Origin of the sequence: Vibrio sp. DW001 (genome assembly GCF_029016285.1) — a bacterium.
Taxonomy (GTDB): domain Bacteria; phylum Pseudomonadota; class Gammaproteobacteria; order Enterobacterales; family Vibrionaceae; genus Vibrio.
Window position 1 is genome coordinate 1,828,854 of the sequence record NZ_CP091975.1, and the last position, 24,108, is coordinate 1,852,961.

Genomic DNA, 24,108 nt, shown 5'->3' on the forward strand with positions numbered 1-24,108 from the left:
TCACTTCTTCTGCAGGTCAATAAAAACGTAATATCTATTATGGAAGTAAATACTCACTTCGTTTTGGACGGAAAAATAGTTTTAGCGAGAACTGAAGGGGTAAAGTTGTCTAAAAACTGAGCACCTGAACAAGCTCTGAGAGATTTTTTAGCGTTTTGTTCTTAATTGATTTATTAATCAGGTATAATCAAGGCCATTTTTTTGCTGATTAAGATAGATATGAACCAATATTTAGCGATTACTTCAAATGGCCTGGAAAACTTGCTTGTTGAAGAGTTAAAAGCGCTCGGAATAGTTGATTTTAAACCTGTTCAAGCAGGTGTAAAATTTAAAGCGACCAACGAACAGGTGTATCGTTGCTGTTTATGGAGCCGTATTGCTTCAAGATTTGTACGTGTATTGTCTGAATTTAATTGCCAAGACGATATGGACCTCTATCTATCTGCTTCTGCAATAAACTGGTCATCTCACTTTACAAGTTCGAAGAATCTCGTGGTTGACTTTAATGGTACCAATAACGAGATTCGTAACAGCCAGTATGGTGCGATGAAAGTTAAAGATGCTATCGTTGATAGCTTTACCAAAAAGAATTTAGAAAGACCTTCAATCAGCAAAGAACAGCCGGATATACGAATCCACGTTCGTTTAAATCGTGAAAAAGCCATCTTAGGTATCGATTTGGTCGGTTTAGGTCTGCATCAGCGAGGCTATAGAACCGAAGCCGGTCAAGCCCCGCTTAGAGAGACGCTGGCTGCTGCTGTTGTAATGAGAAGTGGTTGGAAGAAAGGGGTTTCGCTATTAGATCCTATGTGTGGTTCTGGCACCTTGTTAATAGAAGCGGCTTTAATCGCGGCTAATATGGCACCCGGTGTTCTACGTAGTAAATGGTCATTCGAAGAGCTTAACGATTTTGAGCCAGAGCTTTGGGCAGAGATAAAGGCAGAAGCAAATGTCCAGGGACGCAGAGGTGTCAAAAATATTGACACTAAGTTCTACGGCTTAGATAACGACAAACGCGTGCTAAATATTGCTAAACAGAACGCGAAAAGAGCGGGTCTAGAAAACGTGATTGAATTTCGTGTCGGCGACGCAGCAGCATTAACTCGTCCCGAAGGTTATGAAACGGGTGTTATCCTGTCCAATCCACCCTACGGTGAAAGGTTGGGTACTGAACCGGGCTTAATCGCGCTTTACACGTCCCTTGGTGCTCAGCTTAAACAGAACTTTGCAGGCAGTCAGGCTTCCATTTTTTCTAGCTCTGATGACTTGTTAAGTTGTTTAAGAATGCGTGCTGATAAGCAGTACAAGCTGCAAAATGGCGCGTTACCGTGTCACCAAAAAAATTATTCAATCAGCGAACGACGTGTTACTGACGGTAACGAGCCCATACAAGAAGGTGCTCTTCTAATAGCGCCAGACTTTTCCAATCGCTTAAAGAAAAACATAGCTAAAATAGGCAAGTGGGCAAAACGTGAGAAACTTGATTGCTACCGTATATATGATGCCGACTTACCGGAGTACAATGTTGCGATAGATGTTTATTTGGATCACCTTGTTATTCAAGAATATGCCGCGCCGAAAGATATTCCGGAAGAGAAATCGAAAAGACGACTAACCGATGTTATCCGTGCTGCTATTCAAGTTACTGGTGTTGATGTAAATAAAGTGGTCCTCAAAACTCGCGAAAAGAAAAAAGGGTCTTCTCAATATCAAAAACTAGGCGAAGGCTCAAGGACGTTCGAGGTGCAAGAGTACGGCGTTAAGTTGCTGGTTAATTTACATGACTACCTTGATACAGGGCTATTCCTTGATCATAAGATCACTCGTCGTATGATTGGTGATATGGCGAATGGTAAGGATTTCCTAAATCTATTTGCTTATACCGGTTCTGCAACCGCCCATGCTGCTTGTGGGGGAGCAAAATCGACAACGACGGTAGATATGTCGAAAACCTATCTAGAATGGGCCAAAGAGAATCTAAAATTAAACGGGAAAGTAGGGCGTGAACATAGGTTTGAACATGCTGACTGTTTACAATGGGTGCTAAGAGCTCAAGAGACCTATGATCTCATCTTTATTGACCCACCTACATTTTCTAATTCGAAGCGTATGGACCAGACATTTGATGTACAAAGGGACCATGTCGAATTGATTAAGGATCTGAAAAGGTTATTACGCTCCGATGGAACGATTGTATTCTCGAACAATAAACGTCATTTTAAAATGGATCTTGATCGTCTTAAAGAGCTTGGTTTAAGCGCAATGAACATTTCGCCTAAAACATTGCCTATGGATTACGCAAGAAACAAACAGATTCACAACTCTTGGTTAATTAAGCATGCAGAAGCATCTTGATTTAAAGCTTTATAGTACAGAAGGGTGTCACCTTTGCGAACAGGCTTTAGATATGTTGCATGCGTTGAAGGTGTCACCTCAAGTTATTGATATTGCATATGATGATACGTTATTTGAGCGTTACGGGGTCACGATTCCAGTCGTTAATTTTAGTGGAATTGAACTAAATTGGCCCTTTGATAGTACAAAACTTAAAATTTGGTTAGAAGAAAATGGCATTACTTACCATACATAATGGTCAATTAGCATTTGGCGACGTACCGCTACTCGATGGGTCAGACTTTACGTTACAAGAAAATGAGCGAGTCTGTTTGGTTGGACGAAATGGCGCCGGTAAATCGACCTTGATGAAGATACTTTCTGGTGAAGTCATTATGGACGACGGAAAGTATCAAATAACTCAAGATGTCGTTGTTTCACGTTTAGAGCAAGACCCACCACGGAATGTTGAGGGTACGGTGCTTGATTATGTTGCAAGCGGCCTTGCTGAAGTAGGCAAGCTACTAAAAACCTATCATGAGCAACTAGATCTTGTCGCAAGTGAACCAACCGAGAAACACATTAATCGCTTAGCCAAAACGCAAGAAAAACTTGAACATGCCGATGCATGGCGTTTTGAAGACAGGATCAAGAATGTGTTAGCGGCCCTTAAATTGGATGGTGAGACAAAACTAACCGAATTATCGGGTGGTTGGCAGCGAAAAGCGGCGCTCGCAAAAGCATTGGTTTGTGACCCAGATGTGTTGTTGCTTGATGAACCAACAAACCACTTAGACGTAACCACCATTGAATGGTTAGAGGGTTTTCTAAAAGACTTTAGAGGATCAATCATATTCGTCTCACATGATCGAACGTTTATCAAATCTATGGCAACTCGTATTGTCGATCTTGATCGCGGTAATTTAAGCTCTTTTCCTGGCAATTATGATCAGTTTTTAATTGATAAGGAAGAAGCCCTTCGCGTTGAAGATATGCAAAATGCTGAGTTTGATAAAAAACTAGCTCAAGAAGAAGTGTGGATTCGACAGGGTATTAAAGCTCGAAGGACCCGTAATGAAGGCCGTGTAAGAGCGCTTAAAAAGCTAAGACAAGAACGCAGCGATCGACTCGAGGTTCAAGGCAAAGCGAATATTCAGATTGATACAACTAACCGTTCTGGAAAAATCGTCTTTGAAGGTGAGAACCTCAATTTCAGCTACGAAGGGAAACCGATTGTATCTGATTTCAGTTTCAACATTATGCGCGGTGATAGAATTGCACTCATCGGCCCAAATGGCTGTGGTAAGAGTACGGTATTAAAATTGCTGCTAGATCAAATCAGTCCACAATCTGGCTCATTGCGCTGTGGTACGAAACTTGAAGTCGCCTATTTTGACCAATATCGCGAAACACTCGACCCGGAGAAAACCGTTATCGATAACCTTGCTGATGGAAAGCAAGAAGTTACGATAGGGGGAAAAGAAAGACATGCGCTCAGTTATCTCCAGGATTTCTTGTTTTCGCCTAAGAGAGCAAGAACGCCTGTTAAAGCACTGTCTGGTGGCGAAAAAAATCGTCTGTTACTCGCACGATTATTTACTAAATCGAACAATTTGTTGGTTCTCGATGAACCAACAAATGATTTAGATATAGAAACTTTGGAACTTTTAGAGGATTTGCTTGCCAACTATGAGGGGACACTTTTACTTGTTAGCCATGATCGTCAGTTCGTGGACAACACGGTGATGACAAGTTGGATATTTGAAGGCGACGGTGTGATTGAAGAGTTTGTTGGCGGTTATCACGATGCGCAGCAACAACGAATACAAGCACAACAGTCTAGAACGCCCGAGATAGCCTCTCAAAATAAGGTGGTTGAGCAAACGCAAAAAAATACTCAATCACGTGGTAAACGAAGCAAATTCTCGTATAAATTACAACGAGAATTAGAAGAATTACCAGCGAAACTAGAGCAGTTTGAAGAAGTGATTGAAGCCCTTCAAGTTCAGGTTAATTCTTCAGAATTTTTTGCTCAATCCGTTGAGCAAACGCAGCCCGTATTGGATAAGTTGGCTTCTCAAGAGAAGCAACTTGAAATAGCATTCGAAAGATGGGAAGAATTAGAAGCTATGCAACAGGAATTAGAGAAATAAATGAGTAGTAAAACATTTAAGCTATCCACATTAACTATCTTGATCGTTAGTGCAACGCAGGCCAATGCGGCACTGTATAGAGTTGTTGAAGTGGATTCTAGCGGTAACGATAGTTATTCAGCGGCAATAGAGTCAGGTGCTGTGTCAGGCGATGATCTTGGTTGTTTTGGTACAACGAGCTGCGGTAATGATGACTATAAATTGGCTAGTGATACCCGTAAAGGTTTCGCTGGCTTTTCTTATAAACAAGAAGTTCCGTTTAGTATTGATAACCGTTTTTACTATCTTGACCAGGACGATATCGAGAATTACTGTGACAACGAACTCGGTTACTCAACATGTGAAAGTTGGGCATACAATCGTTGGTTCGGCTTAAACAATGTCGGCGGTCTTTATCGTGAGCGTCAGGCATGGAATTTAGGCAGCTATACATCAAATGCGTCAGCCTATTTACAACTGACGAACATTGATTCTCCATCCGCAACGGCCCCGACAGGTTCTTCGTTAATATCCAATAGCAAGAACGTGGTGGTTAATGCGATTGAGGGTACGGGCACTGATACGACTATCATAGGAAACAGTAACAGTGGGTATTTTAGCATCAATGGTAATGCCATTTTAAAATACCGCGATCGAGGTTTCTACGGTTCGACTTCATTGCTTCCTAAATCGACCGCCGATGGTGCAGTTGACATCGTAGAAGAGATGGGAAGGACGATGGCGTTTGACTCATTTGTCTATGATAGCAAGACATACGTTGTTGGATCTGGTTCGGTAGCACCATTTGCCTATAGTGATGCAGACAAGGATTATTTTGGAGACGTAGGAAGTTGTGTCTCGTATTCCGAAGCTGCACTTCACAATAATTGTCAGAACTTCGCGTTCGCAATGAAGCCGTATATATGGCAGGTAAAAGATAATTTAGGAAGCTCTTTAGGAACGTCCGTGACGGGGGTGAGTGCGTCATTGTGGAGCATCGACAGAGATGATGCCAGTGATACCGTCAGCACTTCAAATGTCAATGATTATTCCGCACAAGGTAGTATTCGAAGCGTTGTAATACCTTCCGATGGCACCTATAAAGACAAGCCTGTGCTCGTTGGTTACAATACCGATGAATACAGCAGCCGATTGCTAATGCAAGCCGCGGTGTTTTATCCAAATGCCACATTTGACTCCTCGGGTGTCGTTGAGAACGCCTGGAGCACCACATTTATTTCCGATGCAACTGTTCGTGTCAGCGGTGATTATGTCCACAGTAATTCGGTCGCAAAAGATATCAATAACAACCTGTTGGTTATTGGCGAAGCCAAGCGCTATGGTGACACTCCAGAAGCAGGGGCCGCGAATAATAGATTGTTTATTGCGAATGCAAGTAACGGCAGTCCAAGTGCCGCCTATTTTTCTGGTGGGATATTCTTTGCTGGTGCAGGTGGCGAGGCGAATGCGATAAACAATTTTAATGAAGTTGTTGGTCAAATAGATGCGGAAACAAACCGAGAAGTCAACGGTAAGAAACGTCGCAGACGCGCCTACATTTATCCTTATAATGGTACGGGTACTGAAGCTGAGAGACGGTCGATATTTAGTGATCAGGCATGGTGGATTGATAGTCTTACCAATGGTGGTAGTTACAGTTCTGCAAATAACTACTTCAGAGTGGTTAATGCGACGGATATAAATGATGCGGGGGTTATCTCTGCAACTGCACTGAAATGCAGCGTTGGAGGATACGACTCCACAGCTCATAATGCCTATTGTGGCGGTGGGTCAGGGAAGGAAGAGATAGTTGCAGTTAAGCTTATTCCAATTTCTGGCGCGACAAGTTCGGATATCGAAAATCGTCCTTTAGAAACAACGACTGTTTCAAGGTCGGGTGGTGGCTTAGGAATCTATGCTTTGACACTTCTTGCATTAATTAGTTTCAGAAGACGAAAGTAAATATTGTCATCGAATGACACTAGTCCAATATTTTTGGGCTAGTGTTTTTTTATACTTGAGAAATGGTCAACATTGAACCAATATTATTGGTGGAGCTGAAAGGCTCGGCTTAATGACTAATACATTAGAAATCATCTAAAGGTATAAGGATAGACAATATGAAGAGACAAAAGCGTGATCGCCTAGATAGAGCACAATCACAAGGTTACAAAGCCGGATTAAACGGAAAGTCGATGGAAGAATGTCCACATCATCAAACAGATGCTAAGTCTTTCTGGTTAGGTGGATGGCGTGATGCAAGAGACGATAAAAACTCAGGTCTCTATAAATAACTCTTTACCTATTCTTTAGATCCCCTTAATTGGGGGTCTAATTAGCAGTTTAACGCACTATAACTAAATGTTTAGGTACTAAAAAGACAGCTCGAAAGCTGCCCTGATAACGTAATATGACTAAAAAGTAGATGTATCTTTGAAAAGACCAACTTTTAGGTCTTTAGCGGCATAAATTTCTTTACCATCCACTAACACTCGTCCATCTGCTACACCCATAACCAATTTACGATTGATAACACGCTTCATATTTATTTGGTATGTCACTTTTTTTGCAGTGGGCAAGATTTGGCCAGTAAACTTAACTTCACCAACACCAAGTGCACGACCTTTACCTTCGCCACCAACCCAACCAAGGAAGAATCCAACGAGTTGCCACATTGCATCGAGTCCTAAACAGCCTGGCATTACCGGGTCGCCAGGGAAGTGGCAATCAAAAAACCAAAGGTCTGGAGTAATATCTAATTCAGCTTCTACGTAGCCTTTACCAAATTCGCCGCCATCTTCCGTCATAAGATTAACGCGGTCCATCATTAGCATGTTTGGTGCTGGTAGTTGTGGATATCCCGGGCCAAATAATTCGCCACGGCTAGAGGCTAATAGGTCTTCGCGATTATATGAGCTACGTCTGTTCTGCATTTTTTATCTACTCCAATTTATATTACGTGCATCTTAGTAAACACGTGTAAGCTAATCAAGTCCGATCAGTGACTTAACCATCTATTTTTTAGACGGTGCAATAGAGAACCGTGACCATCCCTGCGGTGAAAATAGGCAATTCGGTCTGAAATTTGGTTTAAGAGCGCATCCTCATCGTCGCCTCTAAATGACTTACCTGTAATCAATACAATGGCTTCATCAACGTTTTCTACCGACCATATATGAAAGTCACCGTTTCGAATACTATTGACTACGTCTTTATGTAAGGATAGATGCTTTAGATTAGATTTGGGTAAAATAACGCCTTGGTTTCCTGTAAAACCTTGATGTTCACATACATGATAGAAACCTTCAATCTTCTCGTTTAGTCCGCCAACAGCTTGTACTCGACCAAACTGATCAATAGCGCCCGTAACCGCAAGTTGTTGATTTATTGGGGTATCGGATAAGGCACTCACTAACGAACAGAATTCTGCTAACGATGCGCTGTCACCGTCAACTTCACAATACGATTGCTCAAAAACAATAGAAGCCGAATAAGGGAGAGGTTCATCCAGATCAAGTGCCGTATTAACTAAAGCCTGCATTATCATCATACCTTTAGCGTGTAAATTGCCACCAAGTTCTACTTTTCTTTCCACGTCAGAGATATCTCCATCTCCAAAATGAATTACGCATGAAATACGTGCTGGCTCACCATACGAGACAGGATGACCAGGGATATCAACGACGGTAAGTCCGTTTACTTGGCCCACGTGTTCACCTTTTGTTTCGATGATCACTTGACCTTCAAGAATATCGTCTAACGCTCGTTTAGGAAGGTAGGATTCTCGATAGGATTTATCATCAATAGCTTTATCCAGATCTAACTCTGACATAGTACGGTCTGCAGAGTGGATAGCGGCCTCACTTAACAGCGCGTTATGCCATTGAAGACACAGCGGAATGGCATGCTGGTCTTCGCACTCTCGAGTTCCCGCTGTTAATAAACGGCGTATCCCTGAGTCGTCGAGCAACGGTGTTTCAAAGTTGTCAATTAGACCCTTAACATAACCCAAATAGGAAGGCAGTGATTCCTTTGTTAGTTTAAACTCTAATTCAACTTCGCTAAACATACAAAATCCAGATTGTATGTCTGCATCAAAGTAATCGAGTTCGCTCATCTGTTCTCTATCGCCAATAACAATCAACTTTACGTTAACCTGATGAGCAGGAGGGTCCATTGCTATATGTTTTGGATCGACACTGACAGGTGATACAAACTCACCTAATAATGCCGATTTTAAAACCATCCATGAAGATGGATTCGCCATTATCAAGTTTGCTGAGACAACGAGATAACCACCATCAGCTTTCTTCAACAGCCCTTGAGAAAGAGAATCAACTTGTCCATTTTTTGCTTTGTATTCCCCTAATATAGCGCGAATCTCTAAGGTCTCTGCTTTTACAACGACACGTTCATCAGGAACTAGGTGTTCGTCGTGTATAGCATCTAGAATAGCATTTCGATAGATCGCATTATCAGGTGAATTAATTAGCAGTACTTTGGTCCAATTGTGCAACTTTTCGAATCGAAGCATTGCGGCTCTTAACCTAGGTTGAAGGTCAAAAAAGGATAAAGGAGAGTAAGATGAAAATTCATGGATGATATTTTCATACTCATCAAACTGTGGTGTGACGGAACGCCAATCTTCTTGATTCATTTCGACTTAGTATGATTAAAAGGGCGTTGATTATATATAAAAAGCAGGGCGCCTTATAGTTATAATGTGAGTTAACAGTTTTTAAGATCAAAACAACAACAAAGCTTGTTTAAATGGTCCTTTTTGAGTTACGCTGTAACCATAAAAAGGTTAGGGAAATAGTCATGAAATACCAACAACTTGAAAATCTCGAATGCGGCTGGAAATGGCAATATTTGAGTAATAAATGGAAAGATGGTACGCAAATCACAAAGCATGTAGATAGCAGTGAAGTCGAGCGCGCGGTTCAAGTGTTGAGAGATATTGAACATGAACCTATTCTAGTCTTAGATTGGATTGATAATCACATGTCGGTTGAGTTAGACAACAGATTAAAACAAGCTATCAGGGCGAAACGAAAAAGACATTTTAATGCTGAGCAAATACATACTAAAAAGAAGTCTATCGACCTAGACTATCGAGTATGGGAAAAGCTTTCTAACAGGGCAAATGAATTGGGATGTACCTTATCTGACGCTATTGAATATCTGTTAAGCGAAGCATCACGAACGGAAAAAGCGAGTAGAACAGTAAGCAGTTTAAAAGAAGATCTGAGCAAATTGCTTGGTGATTAACTAAGGGGATAGTTATGTTGTATGTTGTTTTAGTTGGAGCTTTGCTTGTTTTTTGGTTAGTCGCAATTGACAGGCCGAAACTTAAAATGGAGTTTAAAGACGGTGAGCTTATAAACCACAAAGGCGATTTACCGCACGGGTTTGGTCATAGCTGCAAAGAAATAGCACATAAAAGTCCATTCAGCGGCACGATTAAGGTTTACATGACACGTTCCGGCGCCAAGTTGACTTTTTCGAAAGGAATCTCAAATAAAGTGCAACAGCGAATACGTAATGTTTTTCCACATCAAGGCTTCAAGTCGCATGGTAAAAAGAAAGCGTAATATTTAATTCTAATAGAAAAATGCGCCATTTCTTGCAGGAAGTAAAAAATGGCGGTCATCTGTAATATCAACCGATTGGTTGCTTTGATCCGATATCACGACGATGCGTTCATTATTTTAGACCCCACTTTTCCTAGTTCATCAATTACTCTGCCTGTACACTTGCCGCCTATAAAACTGCACCTACACAGAACGAGTAAATTCTTCATCATTATGAGGTTGTCGCTGAATTTAAACTTGTTGCGATGGTCAAGGTTTTAGGCATCTTAGGTGCTTGACTTGAAAATCCAGTATTTGTTCTATTATTGAAGACTTAATCCCCGATAACTAAGTTGTTAATACAAATAATGCAGAATAATTAAACGAAATAAACTGACTCGTCTTTACAATGATTAGATTTAAAGCGAAACTCTCGCTCATTTATATCAAAACCAATAGAACAGTGGTGCATAAATCACGTAAGGGATGATAGCTAACATGGATCAATTGCAACTAGAGACTCGAGCATTAAAAGTAAGAGAGCTAAACGTTTCTCGGAAGTTGTTCATTGTCGCTTTGGTTATTTGTATCATGATTGAAAGTTTAGCTTTCCAGTTGTTACCATCGTTAGATAGATTGAAGCCTTTGTATTATAGCTTTATTTTTGAGTTTATTGGCTTGTTGTCACTTCTATTCATCTTCCTAATAGTACAATTTGCGCCTCTATTAAACTTTCGTGCCCATGCTCTGTTAAGTGTAGGACTATTTTTATGGATATTAGCCAGCGTTGTTGATATTGGTGATGAGTTTTTCTATCAACCATTGTGGCTGTCATTATGGGGCGAAGACGTATTGAGAACCATCGGCATGGTGGTTTATACAATGGGAATAATGATCGCTATCAAGACGGTTTCTGTGAGTTACAATCAAATAAAGAAACTATCTATGATTGATGAATTAACTCAGCTACCCAATCGAAGATATTTTAAGCAGATGTTAAGCAATCATGAGAATCAACCTTTTCTGATTTTGCTCATAGATGTAGACCATTTTAAGAAGATTAATGATCTGTTCGGCCATGATGAAGGTGATTTGATTTTACAAAGTTTGGGCAATTCACTATCTGGAATTATGACTAATAATGTCACGGCGAGTCGAATTGGTGGTGAAGAGTTTGCCATATTTATCGATAGTAGTGACCGACAAAACGCAATCGATGTTGCGAATATAGTCATGAGGGAAGCGGATAAGATCAGCTCTGAACACAAGAAGGTTTTTACCGTTAGCATTGGTATAACGTTGAAATCCCCCAGTGAATCTAGCCGAGAGGCAATCAAAAGAGCGGATGGCGCTCTTTATAATGCAAAAGCAAAAGGACGTAATCGTTTTGAATGGTCGCCGTAACGACCAAATCCCATAAATCCTTAGTAATGTGCGGTAATGGTTTGACTTCAATATTAATCAAATCAATCAACTGAGATAAGCGCTATCATTTTATTGGAAAAAACAGATCAACAACATATGAGTCAGGTTCTTCAGGATTACACCTTGTATCGTACATTTCTAGGTAGTAATAGTCACTAAGCTCATGTTCACTGGCTGCTATCCATTCATACATATCTTTTATTGTATCGCCCATCGTCTGTGGGTTTCCACGATGTTCACATTGAATGAACGGTTGTGTGTTGGTTTCGAATACGGATAGTTTCTTACTTTCAATATTCGCTGTAGTGACTAAACAGCCTGCTATTATCGCAAAATCACTCTGGTCTAAGTTGTAGGTAACGCCCCAGAACTGGTCATTTTTCAATGATTCTTTCAATTCATTCTGTTCAAGCGAGAAGAAAGAATGCCAAGCATGCATTAACCCATTAAAGTCATTTTTGGACGGACAAAAACCTCCTTTGCAGCCAGCGATTATGAGTGAGTCAAGTAACACGATATTTTCTTTCATAGCGGTTCTTCATCGTCAGTGAAAAACATACGTTAACATGTTAACTATTTGATTCATTGATTTGTATCAAATGACTTATTTGCTAGATCAAATAAGATAACTGTATAGGTATACAGTTATCTTATTCTTTGCCGAATAGGTTACCAATTCAAAATATTAAAGGGCTGAATTATGAAACGAATTACAGTGTCTCCATTTGATCAATACGCTATATCTACATTTGTGATCCACAATGAAATAATAGAAATATCGCACTTTGGAGGTTCTATAGATAGTAACGGAAATATGCTCAAAACAATCGAAGAACAAACTATCCAAACGTTTGACAACTTGCAGGGTGCATTAAAAGAAATTGGATTATCGCTAAATAACGTTGTGAAGGTTACTGTGATTTTGAGTTCTATTGATGACTTTAAAGGAATGCACGATGGTTGGTTGGCATCTTTTAATAAAGACAATTATCCTGCTCGAACGACCATCACAAGCAATTTTGTTGACGATAACTGTTTGATCCAAATTGATGCAGTGGGTTCTATATCGTAGTAATTCAGCTATGTCCTTTCACTTACGACGTAAGCGGTCACAAAACAACTATCAAGTACTTAGAATTTTCCCAAGCGAGTACTCTTTGTAGTAGAGTTCATTCTCTGGTTGGATTTAAGAATAAATATCTTTAGGTATTGCTAGGGTGGAAATAACCCGTTAGTTATTAAAAGGATTATAAGTGAAGTCTATTCCGCTACGCAGACTAATTGTTACCCCGTTCGTTGTGCTTGCATTGATTTCTGGTGTCACCATGTATCTGGTTTCCACAGTCACTATTTCGCATATTGCCAATAGTGTGGGATTACAATATATCAAGGAAGTAGAAAATCGCATTTATGATCGAGTACGAGATTTCACAGCACCGTTAAGCAGTATTGTAGAGATTAATCGCAAGGCTTTTTCACACAGGCCTGAACTACTTAATGACTTTACACCTATGGCAACTCGACTTTACGAACAAGCAGTGCCTCACGCGCATATGACTTTTATTTCAATCGCGACAGAAGACGGGCGATACCTTGCGTCATCTCGGGATCCAATTGGAAAGATTCAACATAATATAGCTGCAAATTTCGTCAGTAAACCGATGACAATGGAAGGGTTTGAGTATGACCCAGCCGGCATCATTGGAAGCAAGATAACAACAGAACCCACGTTTAGTTATGATCCTAGACCGCGCCCATTTTATAAAGACGCGGTAAAAGCAAAGAGGATGGTTTGGAGTGACATTCATCCGTACTATGGTTATCCGGCCCTCGGAGTCGGGTTGTCTGCCCCTATATACAATCAAGAAGGAAAACTACTTGGCGTTACGGCAACCAGCGTTGCACTGATTGAACTGGATAATTATCTCAAGTCTTTGGAATTGGTCGACAACACTTATGTATTTCTAGCCGAGGAAGATGGCGCATTGATTGCGACTTCTGAGCAGGATGATCTTTATCGAATTAAAGATGGTGTAACCACGAGAATTAATATCCACAATCATTCAAAAGGGTTACTTCAATTAGCGAGTCAGTTCTTGGAAGGGGGCACGCATCCACTTGAATTTAAAGGGCAACAGTACCTATATCATGTGCGTCCAATTTCTCTTGAATTTGGAAAAACATGGTTGATAGGAATATTAATACCTAGTGCATATCACAAAGCTATCTTAGCCGAATACGCCCAATCAACCGTCATTATTACGCTGATTTTGTTTGCATGTATTGCATTAATTGGCTCACTGATAGCTTGGTATATAGGTAAACCTATATACCTTCTTAATCAAGCTGCGAATGATAAAAGCATAGAGAGCATTCAGATGCTTACTCAACCTCTAAGCCGAATACGAGAGATTAACTCTCTCAGTCAGGGGTTGCACTCAATGGCAGATGATCTTGTCGATATTATGCAAAATCTCGAGAAAAAAGTGTCGGAAAGAACCTCCCATTTACAAGACGAAAATGTACATCTATTAGAAAATGCCTTAACCGACGAACTAACGACCCTTTATAACAGACGTGGGTTTAATCAGGTATTCAGACAAACCTTACTATATGCCCAGCAGAAACACATGCCGCTTACTTTTGTTTTGTGTGACGTTGACCATTTTAAACGAATAAATGATAAATTCGGACATACAGCTGGTGATAGAGCCTTAGTATCCATCGCTACGAACCTTAAAAATCATACACGCTCATCACGAGATATCGTAGCACGCTATGGAGGTGAGGAGTTTGCGTTGGTATTTCTTAATGTGGATTCGACTCAAGTAATGGAAAGGCTCAGTAGTATCCGAGAAACATTTGCCAATACCCCAGTTTTTGATAATCAACATATAACAATGAGTTTTGGTGTTGTTCATATGCATAAGTTATCCTCCATTTCAGCAGAGGGTTTGATTGAGCAAGCTGATAAGAAGCTCTATCAAGCAAAAAATAGCGGCAGAAACAAAATCATTAACTAAACCGACAAAATATAGCCATTTAAGGCTTTCTATCTATAGTTAAAATCAAAATATTTGGCGAACTCGTCTACGACCAAATCAATGTAAAATAGGGCACTTAACGCTAATCAATCCTGTCGAGTTAAACAGTAAATCGAACAAGGAGGGAATGCAGACAAGTTGGGCGATCAAGGCTTCAAACCAAACTTAAGTAAAAGAGGCGCAATTCGGAACATATTTGATGGGAGATACAAGTTTAGTCGATATTACTCACCTTTAGAGCATCACGTACCGATGAACATTCAACAACTGTTGTCCTTCAACGATATAGAATTATATGATTTACTTAATGACCCCAGTGAGATGAACAATCTTGCTAGAGATTCAAAAAGTAACAGAGCACTTATTGAAACAATGAACACGAAACTAAACGTGTTGATTGAACAGGAGGAGGGGGATGATGTTGGACAGATGTTGCCAACTATTGAAGGTACAAACTGGACATTATCAGCTTCGATAAAAACATAAGATTATAATATGCTCAATGACTACTTGGGAAAGTAATAGGATTTGAAATTAGTACGGATTCTAAAAAAAACAGTGTCTAACAAGCCTGAGTATTACGCTAGTTAGACACTGTTTTAATGAGTTTTAGCCATTATTGAGTGGCTTACTTGCATAGACACCGTGACCATCTTTACTAAGATCAAAAGAGATATCACTTTTTAGATCTGCACATGAATATAAAGATGAGTTTTCAGTTTCCGCGACGAGGCTACAGTTGTCCTTAATACTGTTTGTATCATCAGCGTCAAATTCGAACGTAGCCGTGACGACTTTCGACTCTGTATTGTGTAACGCTTCAATATTTACTGCCGACTTTGGAAGGTAATTGGGTAACCAGCCTTGTTTAAAAAACTCAGACTTTTCGATGTCCATATAGTTTTTAAAGACTGTCGCAACCGTTTCATCCGATGATGCCGCCCAGCTGTGAGCCGAAAATAGTAGGACCATAGGTATTGCTAATAACAATTTAGTTTTCATCTTTGTTTCTCCATTGTGGCAGGTCTGTTCAACACCGCCGGTTATTTAAAAGCGTTCGAACAGGAGAAAGTTTAAGTGACTTTGTAACCAAATATGTCACTTACTAGTCAAGCATAAGTTAATGTTTCATCATTTAATCCAATATAATCAACGTATTAAATGATAGTTTTTGAGATGCTGCTTCCGTAAATCATTAGAAATATCAGAGCAACGTAAAATGACCGCCTAATGAATTGACAGAAATAGGTCAATTAAACACATTCACTGTCGTTGACTTAAGCCTACAACGGATAGCGATGAGTTTGACAGTGCTAACAACGGGTGTAATGACCGCTGAAGCTCAGCTAGCTGAGTGCGTATTATGTATCTTATGTTAAATAGGAATTCTGGTACGAGGTATATATGGTTATTCGCCCACCGAATATAAATTAATGATATAGGTTTGGATGTTTTTGCTCTTGACCCTCTGTGATGAAAATGCGTCGTTTCTATTCTATTTTATGCTTAACCTACTCTGGAGGTGCAGAAAGTTAAACGTAAAGTATTCTATTCACATTGCGTGATGTTCGGTACTAGAGTGTGGCTTGCGTCTTATTCCAATGGTTTACATGAGTGTTCCAACAACCCATTCGTCGGAAGCTCAAATAAAGATGCTGTTCTGTTCCCATTAACTTATTACTAAACCTTCAGGATAATTCGTATTTTGGAATGTCATAATGATGACTCTCCTAATATTTCTGAGCGACGTAAAACCTTATAGGGAAACTGGTTCATTCTAACCAATGCCAATTGGGAATAGATTGAATGTCATCGTTTCCATTATCAAGTCGTACCGCTACGAGTATTGTTTCCCTTAATTGATATCAATAAGGGAAACTGTCGATGAAATATATCTGTATGAACTGTGCTTGTGAATACACACCCACCCTACGACTAATTAAGTGTACATGCGGCTCTGCTCTATGGGTTAAACCGGAAACGTCATTCAATAAGAACGACTTAATTGAGCACGATTTAACGATATGGCGGTATTCCCGTTCTTTTCCGATAAGAGAACATGACACTCAGGTTTCGTTTAATGAGGCCATTACACCACTAGCGAAAGCAAAAGTATCGGGTGTTTCAATACTGGCCAAGATGGATTCATTACAGCCAACCGGATCATTTAAAGACAGAGGTGCGGCACTTGTCATCAATTACCTCAAAAATCTGGGTATAAAAAGTATTGCCGAAGATTCAAGTGGTAATGGCGGTAGCGCCTATGCTGGTTACGCTGCGAAAGGGAAAATCGAGTGCAACATATTTGTACCTGCGGGCACATCTCTTGGCAAAACCACACAAACTAGAATGTACGGTGCAAATTGTATTGAAGTTAAAGGTACGCGAGAAGACGCTGCCCAAGCCGCAATAAACAGTTTTAAAACACACGGTAGTTACTATGTTGGTCATAACTGGCATCCACTCTTTATTGAAGGCGTAAAGTCCATTGCTTATGAAATTTGGGAACAGTGTGGATATAAAGCCCCCGATAATTTTGTGGCACCTGTTAGCAACGGAAGCCTATTAGCGGGCGCCTATTTAGGTTTCTCTGAATTACTTAGAAGTGGAGAAATAGATAAATTACCTCGTTTATTTGGGATTCAGAGCGAAGGTATTCAACCATTTGTCCAAGTATTCAATGGCAAGGAAATTAAAACTATCTCTATGAGTACGATCGCTGAAGGCATCAAGATTCAGCGCTCTTCTCGCCTGAATGAAGTAATTGAATTTGTACGAACTTCTAAAGGCCGTTTTATCAGTGTCAGTGATCACGAGATTAAAGTAGCTCTAAAAGAAATGGGCAAGCAAGGTTTTTTCATCGAGCCTACATCAGCTGCAGCATTTGCTGGTATTGCTGTTCTTTTAGACCGTGGAGACATTGGCAAAGAAGACTTAACAGTAGGCGTGATAACCGGTAATGGCCTTAAGACGACGAGTGCCATCCAACAGTTACTTAATGAAACCACAGATTAAGGGGCAAACAATGAAGTATATTCAAACGAATGATGCGTTAAAACCTGTTGGGCATTACTCTCAAGCGATTGTTCATAATGGGTTAGTCTACGTGTCGGGGCAATTGCCAATTAATCCGGATAGCGGTGAAAAAGTAACTGGTGATATCGAACTACAAACTCGCCAAATATTTGATAACTTGATTAAGATTCTTGATACAGCGGGAACGACTTTAGATCAAACCTTGAAGCTTGTCGTCTATATCTCGGATGTCCATTACTGGAGTGAAATTGATGCAATTTGTAGCGATTACTTTACAAACCATAAACCAGTGCGGACTATAGTGCCAACGCGTGGGCTTCATTTCGGTTTAGAGATTGAAGTGGACTGCATCGCGATATGCACGTAATAATAATGACTTGGTTGTCGCACTATCTGTGATAGTGGCTACCACCTTTTGTATTCGTTCTAGTCGATAGTTATTTTGCCTAACACAAATAGTTATTGGCCTGAAAAGAGGTTCAAGTTCATCATATTTGTGTATGTACTTTTCTTTTATTCGCAGTGCTCTCACAATAGAAAGTGGCACAAGTGCTGGTGCGGTGCCCTGTAATGATAACTGAGCCGCTGCCGTATAAGAGTCTAGCTGCATGACCGGTTGTATATTTAATTTTTCTAAAATCGCTGACTGATAGGTGTTTGCGCCGTTACTTAGGTCTGTGGTGATTAAAGTGTTAGGTAACGATTTCAAGGGCAAGTTACTCACGATATAGAACGGCTCATCAAAAAGGTGAAAAGTGAGTAAGCCATGGCTAGGAGGTAAGTAACCAGCACATAATCCTAGTATGGCTTTACCTGATTTAACATTTTCAACAATTCTTGGCGTATGATTTGTGGTAATAGTGAGATTTGAGTCGTCTTGAAAACATTTTGTTAAAGCCGAACTGAAATGACCCGCAACGAGTGTTTCTGAACAATCCATACGAAGAAGTGTGTTGTTTTCCAGTACCTGTTGTTCATATATCTGCCCGCACAGTTCACTAAACGTTGGGCCAACACTTTCAATTAACGCTTTAGCATCTGCGGTAAGCCGTACATAGCGCCCGTCCGGTTCTATCAGCTTCTTTCCAAGGCGTTTTTCTAGTTTCGTAATGCGTTTGCTAACAGCCGATTGGCTGATATACAGAATGCTTCCCGTGCGGTTCATGGTTTTTTCCTGACCAAGAACTAAAAGGGTTTCAATACCTTCGAGCAACATAATATTAACAATGAAAAAAAGGAATAATTCAAAAAGTTTATTCGTATTTTGCGTAGGTTACAATCATATTTTGGTTGGCATAATTGAATATTTTCTAAATTAGTTATTAACCACTACCCTGTTTCGACCCTCTCTTTTCGCAGTATAGAGAGCAGTATCTGCTCGTAATAAAAGTTGATTGCGAGATTCATCGTTTCGATTCATCGCTACACCCATACTTGCCGTCACTGAATATTGATCGCTTAAATCCAGTGTCTCAATCGCTATTCTCAATTTCTCTGCCAGGCTGCTAGCACCTACCAGTTCAGTATTCGGACAAATCACCAGAAACTCTTCACCGCCCCAGCGTCCAACAATATCCACTTTGCGTACAGTTTCCTTTAGCGCCTTCGCTACCGCAACCAGCGTGTCATCTCCCGCCTGGTGTCCCCAACTATCATTAATTGATTTAAAATAGTCCAAGTCGATAAGAATAACTGAGAACTTATGAGGGTACCGGTTGGAGCAGTTAGTTTCTTCAGTTAATACTTGATCTAACCTATGTCTGTTAGATATTTGAGTCAGCGCATCCGTCACCGAATAGTGCTTAAGTTTCTTTTCTAGCTCGACTTTCTTGGTTACATCTTCAATTACCGCCTGCATCGCAGGCTCACCATCCCACTCAATTCTATTATCGTAAACACTGAAATAGCGTTTTTTTCCATCGAAACAAATATTTTCAAGTACCGTATTTACCCCCTGAGCCTTGCCACTAATTATGTCGGCGTATTGCTGTCGTGCAAAATCATGTTCATCTTCCGGGATGAAGTCCATGAGACTCACGTTGTTGAGTACATATTCTATTGATGGAGCGTGCATTAAGTCGACCCATGCCTGATTGACCATCACCGGTATAAAGTTCTTGTGAACCGTTATACCTTGTCCTGAAGTCGTAATCAGCCTCTTGTATTTGCGCTCATTTTCTTTCAATTGCTGGTGAGCTTTCTCAACGATTGACATATCAATAACGGTAACTTGGATAGCGGGTTCCCCTTCCCATTCAATCACGTGATCGATAGTAAATACTGTGAAGGTACGGCCATTACGATCAATGTTTTTAAATGTTCTACCGCGGGGAGTCATTTTGCCACTTATCTGTAGGTAGTAGTTGTCACGGGCGGCTTGATGAAATTCAGGGTCAATAAAATCCAGAAATGAGCCAATACTACTCATTAACTCCGTCGCCGAATTATACCCAAATATTCGTGCATAGTTGTCATCAACATAAACTGGCTCAAGGTCTTTGAGCACGATTACACCATAGGTTGAATCGATGGTTAATTCAGGCATAAAGCTTACTACTCCAAAGAAGAGACGGTGTTACAGTTAGTTAATATACAGGTAGAACTGTATGCCGCAACATATCCAAACATAAATCTATTTACTTCCTTTGTATTGTCGTTCGTTACCATACGAATTTCGGTGATTACAAATACATGATAGTCAATCTCCAGTGACAAAGAGAGCATAGGCATCACACTACACTTTTTTTCATAAAACTCATTTTCGTGAGGACTAGCTTTGCGGCTATTATTTGCGTGTTAATGAGTCATATCGTCTCTCCAGGTTAACGTGCCCCCATACAACCTTTATGTTTTGCATTAGCATCACGCTGCTATTACATCCGTAATGTCTGAGGTCAATTCGTTTTACTTCGCCCAAACCAACATGAAATTATTCGCAGGCATCGGTATTTTGGTAACCAATTCCATACCTTTAGCCCAAGAGACCAAGTCTTGAATGTCTCGAACACCTCCAAACCCTCTCTTTGTTAATGACTCGTCAAATTCTTGATTGCTACTGCTTGTGTGTTCACCATTGACCATCATTGGACCATATTGACAAAAAACACCACCTTTAGGGAGGTTTTTTGCGATCATCCTCATCATCAATTGTGCATCTTTCTGTTGCATAATATGAGTCGTGTTTGCCGTGAATACAGCATCAACTTCTATATTAGGCCAGCTATCCTGGCCAATTTTGAGCTCAATTGGATTGCTGATAATGACTGAACCAGACTCTGAGATCCATGCATTAATACTTAGATGGTTTTCGGGCATATCGCTGGTGTACCAACAATTAAGATTAGATATTTTAGGAGCAAGAAAAACGGCGTGTTGTCCCGTTCCTGAGCCGATCTCTAAAACGTTTTGACTGTTCTTAAAATAGATGGAAAGCTGTTCGAAGATGACCTGTTTGTTTCTTTCAAAGGACGGGCTAAAGCACTTAGACATAATTATATTCCTGATTGTTTCTGAATAAGTATAAACGGTACTCTTTAGCAAACGAAACATCGACTTTTGTCACACAACGTAATGAAAGTAGCGTTTAATTGGAACTGAATATTATATTGCCGTAGTAGGATTCTGCGTTGCTCCCGCTGTTATCTGTATCCGTCATAATGGCGACCATGTCTATATATCTATAGGCATTTAAGTTCGATTTCTCGCTCCCTTTATCCCCAAAGTAATCGATCAAATCATTGTATACATTTCGTTTTTCATTGTACCAATGTCCTAATTGAGCTCCCTGCCCTCTAACCGCGATCATTTGGACACTTGATCCAGTAAACGCGTTATCCCAAACCTGCCCCTGATTTTGATTGCTTGACCAAACATAGCTTATCGATTTTGTTGTCCAGAGCATTAATCCGCCATCGATAACCACATAAACCCTAGCGACGTAATCATCACCTTCCTTGTCATGCTCGTTCAATAATGGCAGTTTACTTTCTGTTAACCAGCTCCAGTTCATATAAGGCGTTATGAGTAGGTCAATTTTCTTTTTCAAAACAAGGCCCGATGCCGAATTGTTACTTATTGCTTTTAAAGCAATGTGGTCTTTATAGGTAAGTACGTTATACGTTGATTCGCCGGAAATGACTTCGTGTTCCCACTGTTGAATACCATTGTCATTTAATGATGTTAAGTTTAAAGAGGCACCGGCACACAAAGATGTCCCTAAACTGATGAACAAAGCGATAGATCTAACCATTCCATTCTCCACTTGCTGCCATTCGATACATTTTAAATAAGTAATAAAAATCAGTCTTAAAGACCCATTTCAAGGCCGATTTTTTATTAAAATGCCTCATCTTCATTATAAACACTGACAACATGGTCACCATTCACAGTTTCAGATATCAAAAAAACGATGGGCTTACAGCATACTTGACAGTCTTCAATATACTGTTGATTTACGTCCGTGGAATCGACTAGAACATCAATTAATTCAGCACAGTATGGGCATACTATAGATTTTTCAAGTAGTTGATCCATTTTGAAATCCCTCGAAATACGCTGAAATTGATAGTGCCGCAGTTACGCGATTACTATTATTAAGATTTAATTGAATTTATCCTCTTCGCACGATGAAATCAAAGAATAACCAAAAATGTTACATGTACTAACGAGAGTTGAACGCTAAACTTAATAATAATCCACTCGATATTTCAGGCTGATAGATGAAAATAACCCATCAAATAAAGGTATCAATGCTTGTCGTGCTAATGGCGAATACTGTACACGCGTATGAAGTAGAAAAGGTGAGCAGCGGACTAATCATACCATGGGGACTGGCTTATATAGACGACAACACTATGCTCATAACTGAGAGAAATGGTGCAATCAAAAGGCTCAACCTGTTAACCGGTGAACATAAGACTTTGGCTGAGATTCCAAATGTTTGGGCGAAAGGACAAGGTGGACTTTTAGACATCGCACTATCCCCCTTCGATGACAACAAAATATACGTTACGTACAGTAAAGAGAACAATAACAAAGGCATCTTAACCCTTGCATCAGCGACTTACCGGAACGGGTTATTATCAGATTGGAAGGATATATTTGTTTCAATATCCCAAACTGACACTAATAGACATTTCGGCAGCCGAATTACGTTTGATAATAATAGTCTCTACCTTTCAATCGGTGACCGTGGTGAACGAGAAAATGGTCAGAACACCCTAAATCATGCCGGCTCAATCTTACGTTTGTATCCGGATGGTAGTACGCCTCCAGATAACCCGTTTGTCAGCAACGAAAATGCACTAGACGAAATATGGAGTTACGGACATCGCAACCCACAAGGATTATTCTTCGATCATAAGACCGAACAGCTCTGGTCAATTGAGCACGGGCCACGTGGTGGAGATGAAATTAACTTAATCAAAGAAGGTGCCAATTATGGATGGCCAATTACCTCACACGGTAAGGAATATTGGGGTCCAATGAATGTTGGTGAAGCGACTGAAAAAGAAGATATTGAATCACCTATTAAGGTATATATTCCTTCAATCGCTCCAAGTAGTTTGGTCTTGTATCGAGGTGATACGTTTCCGGAGTTAAAAGGCAAATTACTATCTGGTGCGCTTAAGTTGACGCATATCAATGTCGTCACACTCAATAAGGACGGTGACGATATCGCTGAAGACCGAATCCTATTAAATCTTGGTGAACGAATCAGAGACATTGAGGTGTCCCCTAACGGAGAGATTTTCTTCAGTACTGATTCTGGTCATATCTACAAGCTCAAGAGGTGACAATGTTATAGCTATAACTCTCTACTAAAGATACTCAGCGACGACCCCTACAACCTCGTCTAGGTGACCAACGATATGATTTGCGATGTCAAACTCTTTGGATGCCTGCTCAGGTATGGCTATTGTGGTTATTTTTGCGCAAACAGCAGATCTTACTCCGGTGATACTATCTTCTAAAGCAATGGCACTGTTAGTGGAGACACCTAACAGACGGCATACCTCCAAATATACATCAGGTAAAGGTTTTCCGTATTCAACATCATCAGCGCTTAGTGTAAGTTCAAAGACATCCATTATATCCAACTTCTCTAGAACCGCGGATATGATCGGATAACTGGATGAGGTTGCTAATGCAATGCGGCACCCTTTCTTCTGTAGGAAGTCAATTAACGTATAGATCCCTTCTCGGGCCGTCGCTCGTTGACATATTAAAGCGGCCGTCTTTTGCAAAAGAGAACTGGTGAATACGTTTTGATCAACCGTTAAGTTAAAACGTTCGATCCAAAATGCGGCAATATCATCTATACGCTTACCCATTGTATATAGAATGCATTCTTCTTCAGTTATATTGATACCAAGCTGTTCCAACAACTCTATTTGAGCTTTACGCCAATGCGGTTCGGAATCAAGCAACACGCCGTCCATATCAAAAATAAATAATTCTTTTCTGTACATGTAACCTCTGTTAAAAAACTTACCGTTGAGCGGTTATTTATATTGGTTTTATTTTAACGGAGTTGATCAAAAAAAGCTTGAAATTCAAGAGACG

The 24,108-nt window shown here is 40.2% G+C and carries 24 protein-coding genes; 14 read left to right on the forward strand and 10 right to left on the reverse strand.

Features of this window, described 5'->3' with window-relative positions:
* Positions 1-219 precede the first annotated feature (219 nt).
* The 5 genes from rlmKL (at position 220) to rmf (ending at position 6,760) form a co-directional block, all read left to right on the forward strand.
* Positions 220-2,355 carry a bifunctional 23S rRNA (guanine(2069)-N(7))-methyltransferase RlmK/23S rRNA (guanine(2445)-N(2))-methyltransferase RlmL gene (rlmKL, locus tag L3V77_RS08445; RefSeq protein WP_275136605.1) on the forward strand — a complete coding sequence of 712 codons (2,136 nt, stop codon included), beginning with the start codon at positions 220-222 and terminating at the stop codon, positions 2,353-2,355.
* Entirely contained in the window at positions 2,339-2,590 is a 252-nt protein-coding gene (locus L3V77_RS08450; RefSeq protein ID WP_275136606.1) for a glutaredoxin family protein, read from the forward strand. Before rlmKL ends, L3V77_RS08450 begins: the two co-directional genes overlap by 17 nt.
* A complete protein-coding gene (locus L3V77_RS08455; protein ID WP_275136607.1) occupies positions 2,568-4,487 on the forward strand; it encodes an ABC transporter ATP-binding protein in 1,920 nt (639 codons plus the stop codon). The genes L3V77_RS08450 and L3V77_RS08455 overlap by 23 nt, the downstream gene beginning before the upstream one ends.
* Positions 4,488-6,428, forward strand: coding sequence for a DUF3466 family protein (locus tag L3V77_RS08460; RefSeq protein ID WP_275136608.1), 1,941 nt, complete (start codon positions 4,488-4,490; stop codon positions 6,426-6,428).
* Positions 6,429-6,586: 158 nt separating this feature from the next.
* On the forward strand, positions 6,587-6,760 hold the full coding sequence (gene rmf / locus L3V77_RS08465; protein ID WP_195703262.1) for a ribosome modulation factor: 174 nt from the start codon (positions 6,587-6,589) through the stop codon (positions 6,758-6,760).
* Positions 6,761-6,880: 120 nt separating this feature from the next.
* Here the strand turns inward: rmf and fabA are convergent, their stop codons facing one another.
* Positions 6,881-7,399 (reverse strand): bifunctional 3-hydroxydecanoyl-ACP dehydratase/trans-2-decenoyl-ACP isomerase, encoded by a 519-nt coding sequence (fabA, locus tag L3V77_RS08470; RefSeq protein WP_275136609.1) that lies wholly within the window; start codon positions 7,397-7,399, stop codon positions 6,881-6,883.
* Positions 7,400-7,464: 65 nt separating this feature from the next.
* Positions 7,465-9,123 (reverse strand): Lon protease family protein, encoded by a 1,659-nt coding sequence (locus tag L3V77_RS08475; protein ID WP_275136610.1) that lies wholly within the window; start codon positions 9,121-9,123, stop codon positions 7,465-7,467.
* A gap of 164 nt (positions 9,124-9,287) precedes the next feature.
* Here L3V77_RS08475 and matP point away from each other — a divergent pair, with 164 nt between their 5' ends.
* The 3 genes from matP to L3V77_RS08490 all read left to right on the forward strand — a co-directional run bounded on the left by matP (position 9,288) and on the right by L3V77_RS08490 (position 11,443).
* Positions 9,288-9,737, forward strand: coding sequence for a macrodomain Ter protein MatP (matP, locus tag L3V77_RS08480; protein WP_275136611.1), 450 nt, complete (start codon positions 9,288-9,290; stop codon positions 9,735-9,737).
* A gap of 14 nt (positions 9,738-9,751) precedes the next feature.
* A complete protein-coding gene (locus L3V77_RS08485; protein WP_275136612.1) occupies positions 9,752-10,060 on the forward strand; it encodes a DUF3634 family protein in 309 nt (102 codons plus the stop codon).
* 477 nt (positions 10,061-10,537) lie between these two features.
* Complete coding sequence (locus L3V77_RS08490) at positions 10,538-11,443, forward strand: GGDEF domain-containing protein (protein ID WP_275136613.1); 906 nt, start codon at positions 10,538-10,540, stop codon at positions 11,441-11,443.
* Between the two features lie 85 nt (positions 11,444-11,528).
* Here the strand turns inward: L3V77_RS08490 and L3V77_RS08495 are convergent, their stop codons facing one another.
* Positions 11,529-11,993, reverse strand: a complete 465-nt coding sequence (locus L3V77_RS08495) for a GyrI-like domain-containing protein (RefSeq protein ID WP_275136614.1) — start codon at positions 11,991-11,993, stop codon at positions 11,529-11,531.
* A gap of 171 nt (positions 11,994-12,164) precedes the next feature.
* Between L3V77_RS08495 and L3V77_RS08500 the strand changes: the two genes are divergently transcribed.
* From L3V77_RS08500 to L3V77_RS08510, 3 genes are all read left to right on the forward strand, one after another.
* Positions 12,165-12,536: a RidA family protein gene (locus L3V77_RS08500; RefSeq protein WP_275136615.1), complete on the forward strand. Its 372-nt coding sequence runs from the start codon at positions 12,165-12,167 to the stop codon at positions 12,534-12,536.
* A 181-nt stretch (positions 12,537-12,717) separates the two neighbouring features.
* Positions 12,718-14,487, forward strand: coding sequence for a diguanylate cyclase (locus L3V77_RS08505; RefSeq protein WP_275136616.1), 1,770 nt, complete (start codon positions 12,718-12,720; stop codon positions 14,485-14,487).
* Between the two features lie 273 nt (positions 14,488-14,760).
* Positions 14,761-14,994 (forward strand): hypothetical protein, encoded by a 234-nt coding sequence (locus L3V77_RS08510; RefSeq protein WP_275136617.1) that lies wholly within the window; start codon positions 14,761-14,763, stop codon positions 14,992-14,994.
* A 123-nt stretch (positions 14,995-15,117) separates the two neighbouring features.
* Here the strand turns inward: L3V77_RS08510 and L3V77_RS08515 are convergent, their stop codons facing one another.
* Entirely contained in the window at positions 15,118-15,510 is a 393-nt protein-coding gene (locus tag L3V77_RS08515) for a hypothetical protein (RefSeq protein WP_275136618.1), read from the reverse strand.
* 882 nt (positions 15,511-16,392) lie between these two features.
* Here L3V77_RS08515 and L3V77_RS08520 point away from each other — a divergent pair.
* Positions 16,393-17,523: a threonine synthase gene (locus L3V77_RS08520; protein WP_275136619.1), complete on the forward strand. Its 1,131-nt coding sequence runs from the start codon at positions 16,393-16,395 to the stop codon at positions 17,521-17,523.
* Positions 17,524-17,533: 10 nt separating this feature from the next.
* Positions 17,534-17,911, forward strand: coding sequence for a Rid family detoxifying hydrolase (locus L3V77_RS08525; RefSeq protein ID WP_275136620.1), 378 nt, complete (start codon positions 17,534-17,536; stop codon positions 17,909-17,911).
* Here L3V77_RS08525 and L3V77_RS08530 read toward each other — a convergent pair.
* The 5 genes from L3V77_RS08530 to L3V77_RS08550 all read right to left on the reverse strand — a co-directional run bounded on the left by L3V77_RS08530 (position 17,873) and on the right by L3V77_RS08550 (position 22,077).
* The gene (locus L3V77_RS08530) at positions 17,873-18,760 is read right to left on the reverse strand and encodes a LysR family transcriptional regulator (RefSeq protein ID WP_275136621.1); all 888 of its coding nucleotides are present in this window, start codon (positions 18,758-18,760) and stop codon (positions 17,873-17,875) included. The two genes, L3V77_RS08525 and L3V77_RS08530, sit on opposite strands and share 39 nt — an antisense overlap.
* A gap of 99 nt (positions 18,761-18,859) precedes the next feature.
* Positions 18,860-20,089: a sensor domain-containing diguanylate cyclase gene (locus tag L3V77_RS08535; RefSeq protein ID WP_275136622.1), complete on the reverse strand. Its 1,230-nt coding sequence runs from the start codon at positions 20,087-20,089 to the stop codon at positions 18,860-18,862.
* A 359-nt stretch (positions 20,090-20,448) separates the two neighbouring features.
* Complete coding sequence (locus tag L3V77_RS08540; RefSeq protein WP_275136623.1) at positions 20,449-21,033, reverse strand: DUF938 domain-containing protein; 585 nt, start codon at positions 21,031-21,033, stop codon at positions 20,449-20,451.
* A 94-nt stretch (positions 21,034-21,127) separates the two neighbouring features.
* Entirely contained in the window at positions 21,128-21,793 is a 666-nt protein-coding gene (locus tag L3V77_RS08545) for a DUF3047 domain-containing protein (RefSeq protein ID WP_275136624.1), read from the reverse strand.
* Between the two features lie 86 nt (positions 21,794-21,879).
* A complete protein-coding gene (locus L3V77_RS08550; RefSeq protein WP_275136625.1) occupies positions 21,880-22,077 on the reverse strand; it encodes a CPXCG motif-containing cysteine-rich protein in 198 nt (65 codons plus the stop codon).
* A 185-nt stretch (positions 22,078-22,262) separates the two neighbouring features.
* On the opposite strand from L3V77_RS08550, the gene L3V77_RS08555 reads away from it, so the two are divergent.
* Positions 22,263-23,339, forward strand: coding sequence for a PQQ-dependent sugar dehydrogenase (locus L3V77_RS08555; RefSeq protein ID WP_275136626.1), 1,077 nt, complete (start codon positions 22,263-22,265; stop codon positions 23,337-23,339).
* A 24-nt stretch (positions 23,340-23,363) separates the two neighbouring features.
* On the opposite strand, the gene L3V77_RS08560 is transcribed toward L3V77_RS08555, so the two are convergent.
* Positions 23,364-24,014, reverse strand: a complete 651-nt coding sequence (locus L3V77_RS08560) for an HAD-IA family hydrolase (RefSeq protein WP_275136627.1) — start codon at positions 24,012-24,014, stop codon at positions 23,364-23,366.
* Positions 24,015-24,108 lie beyond the last annotated feature (94 nt).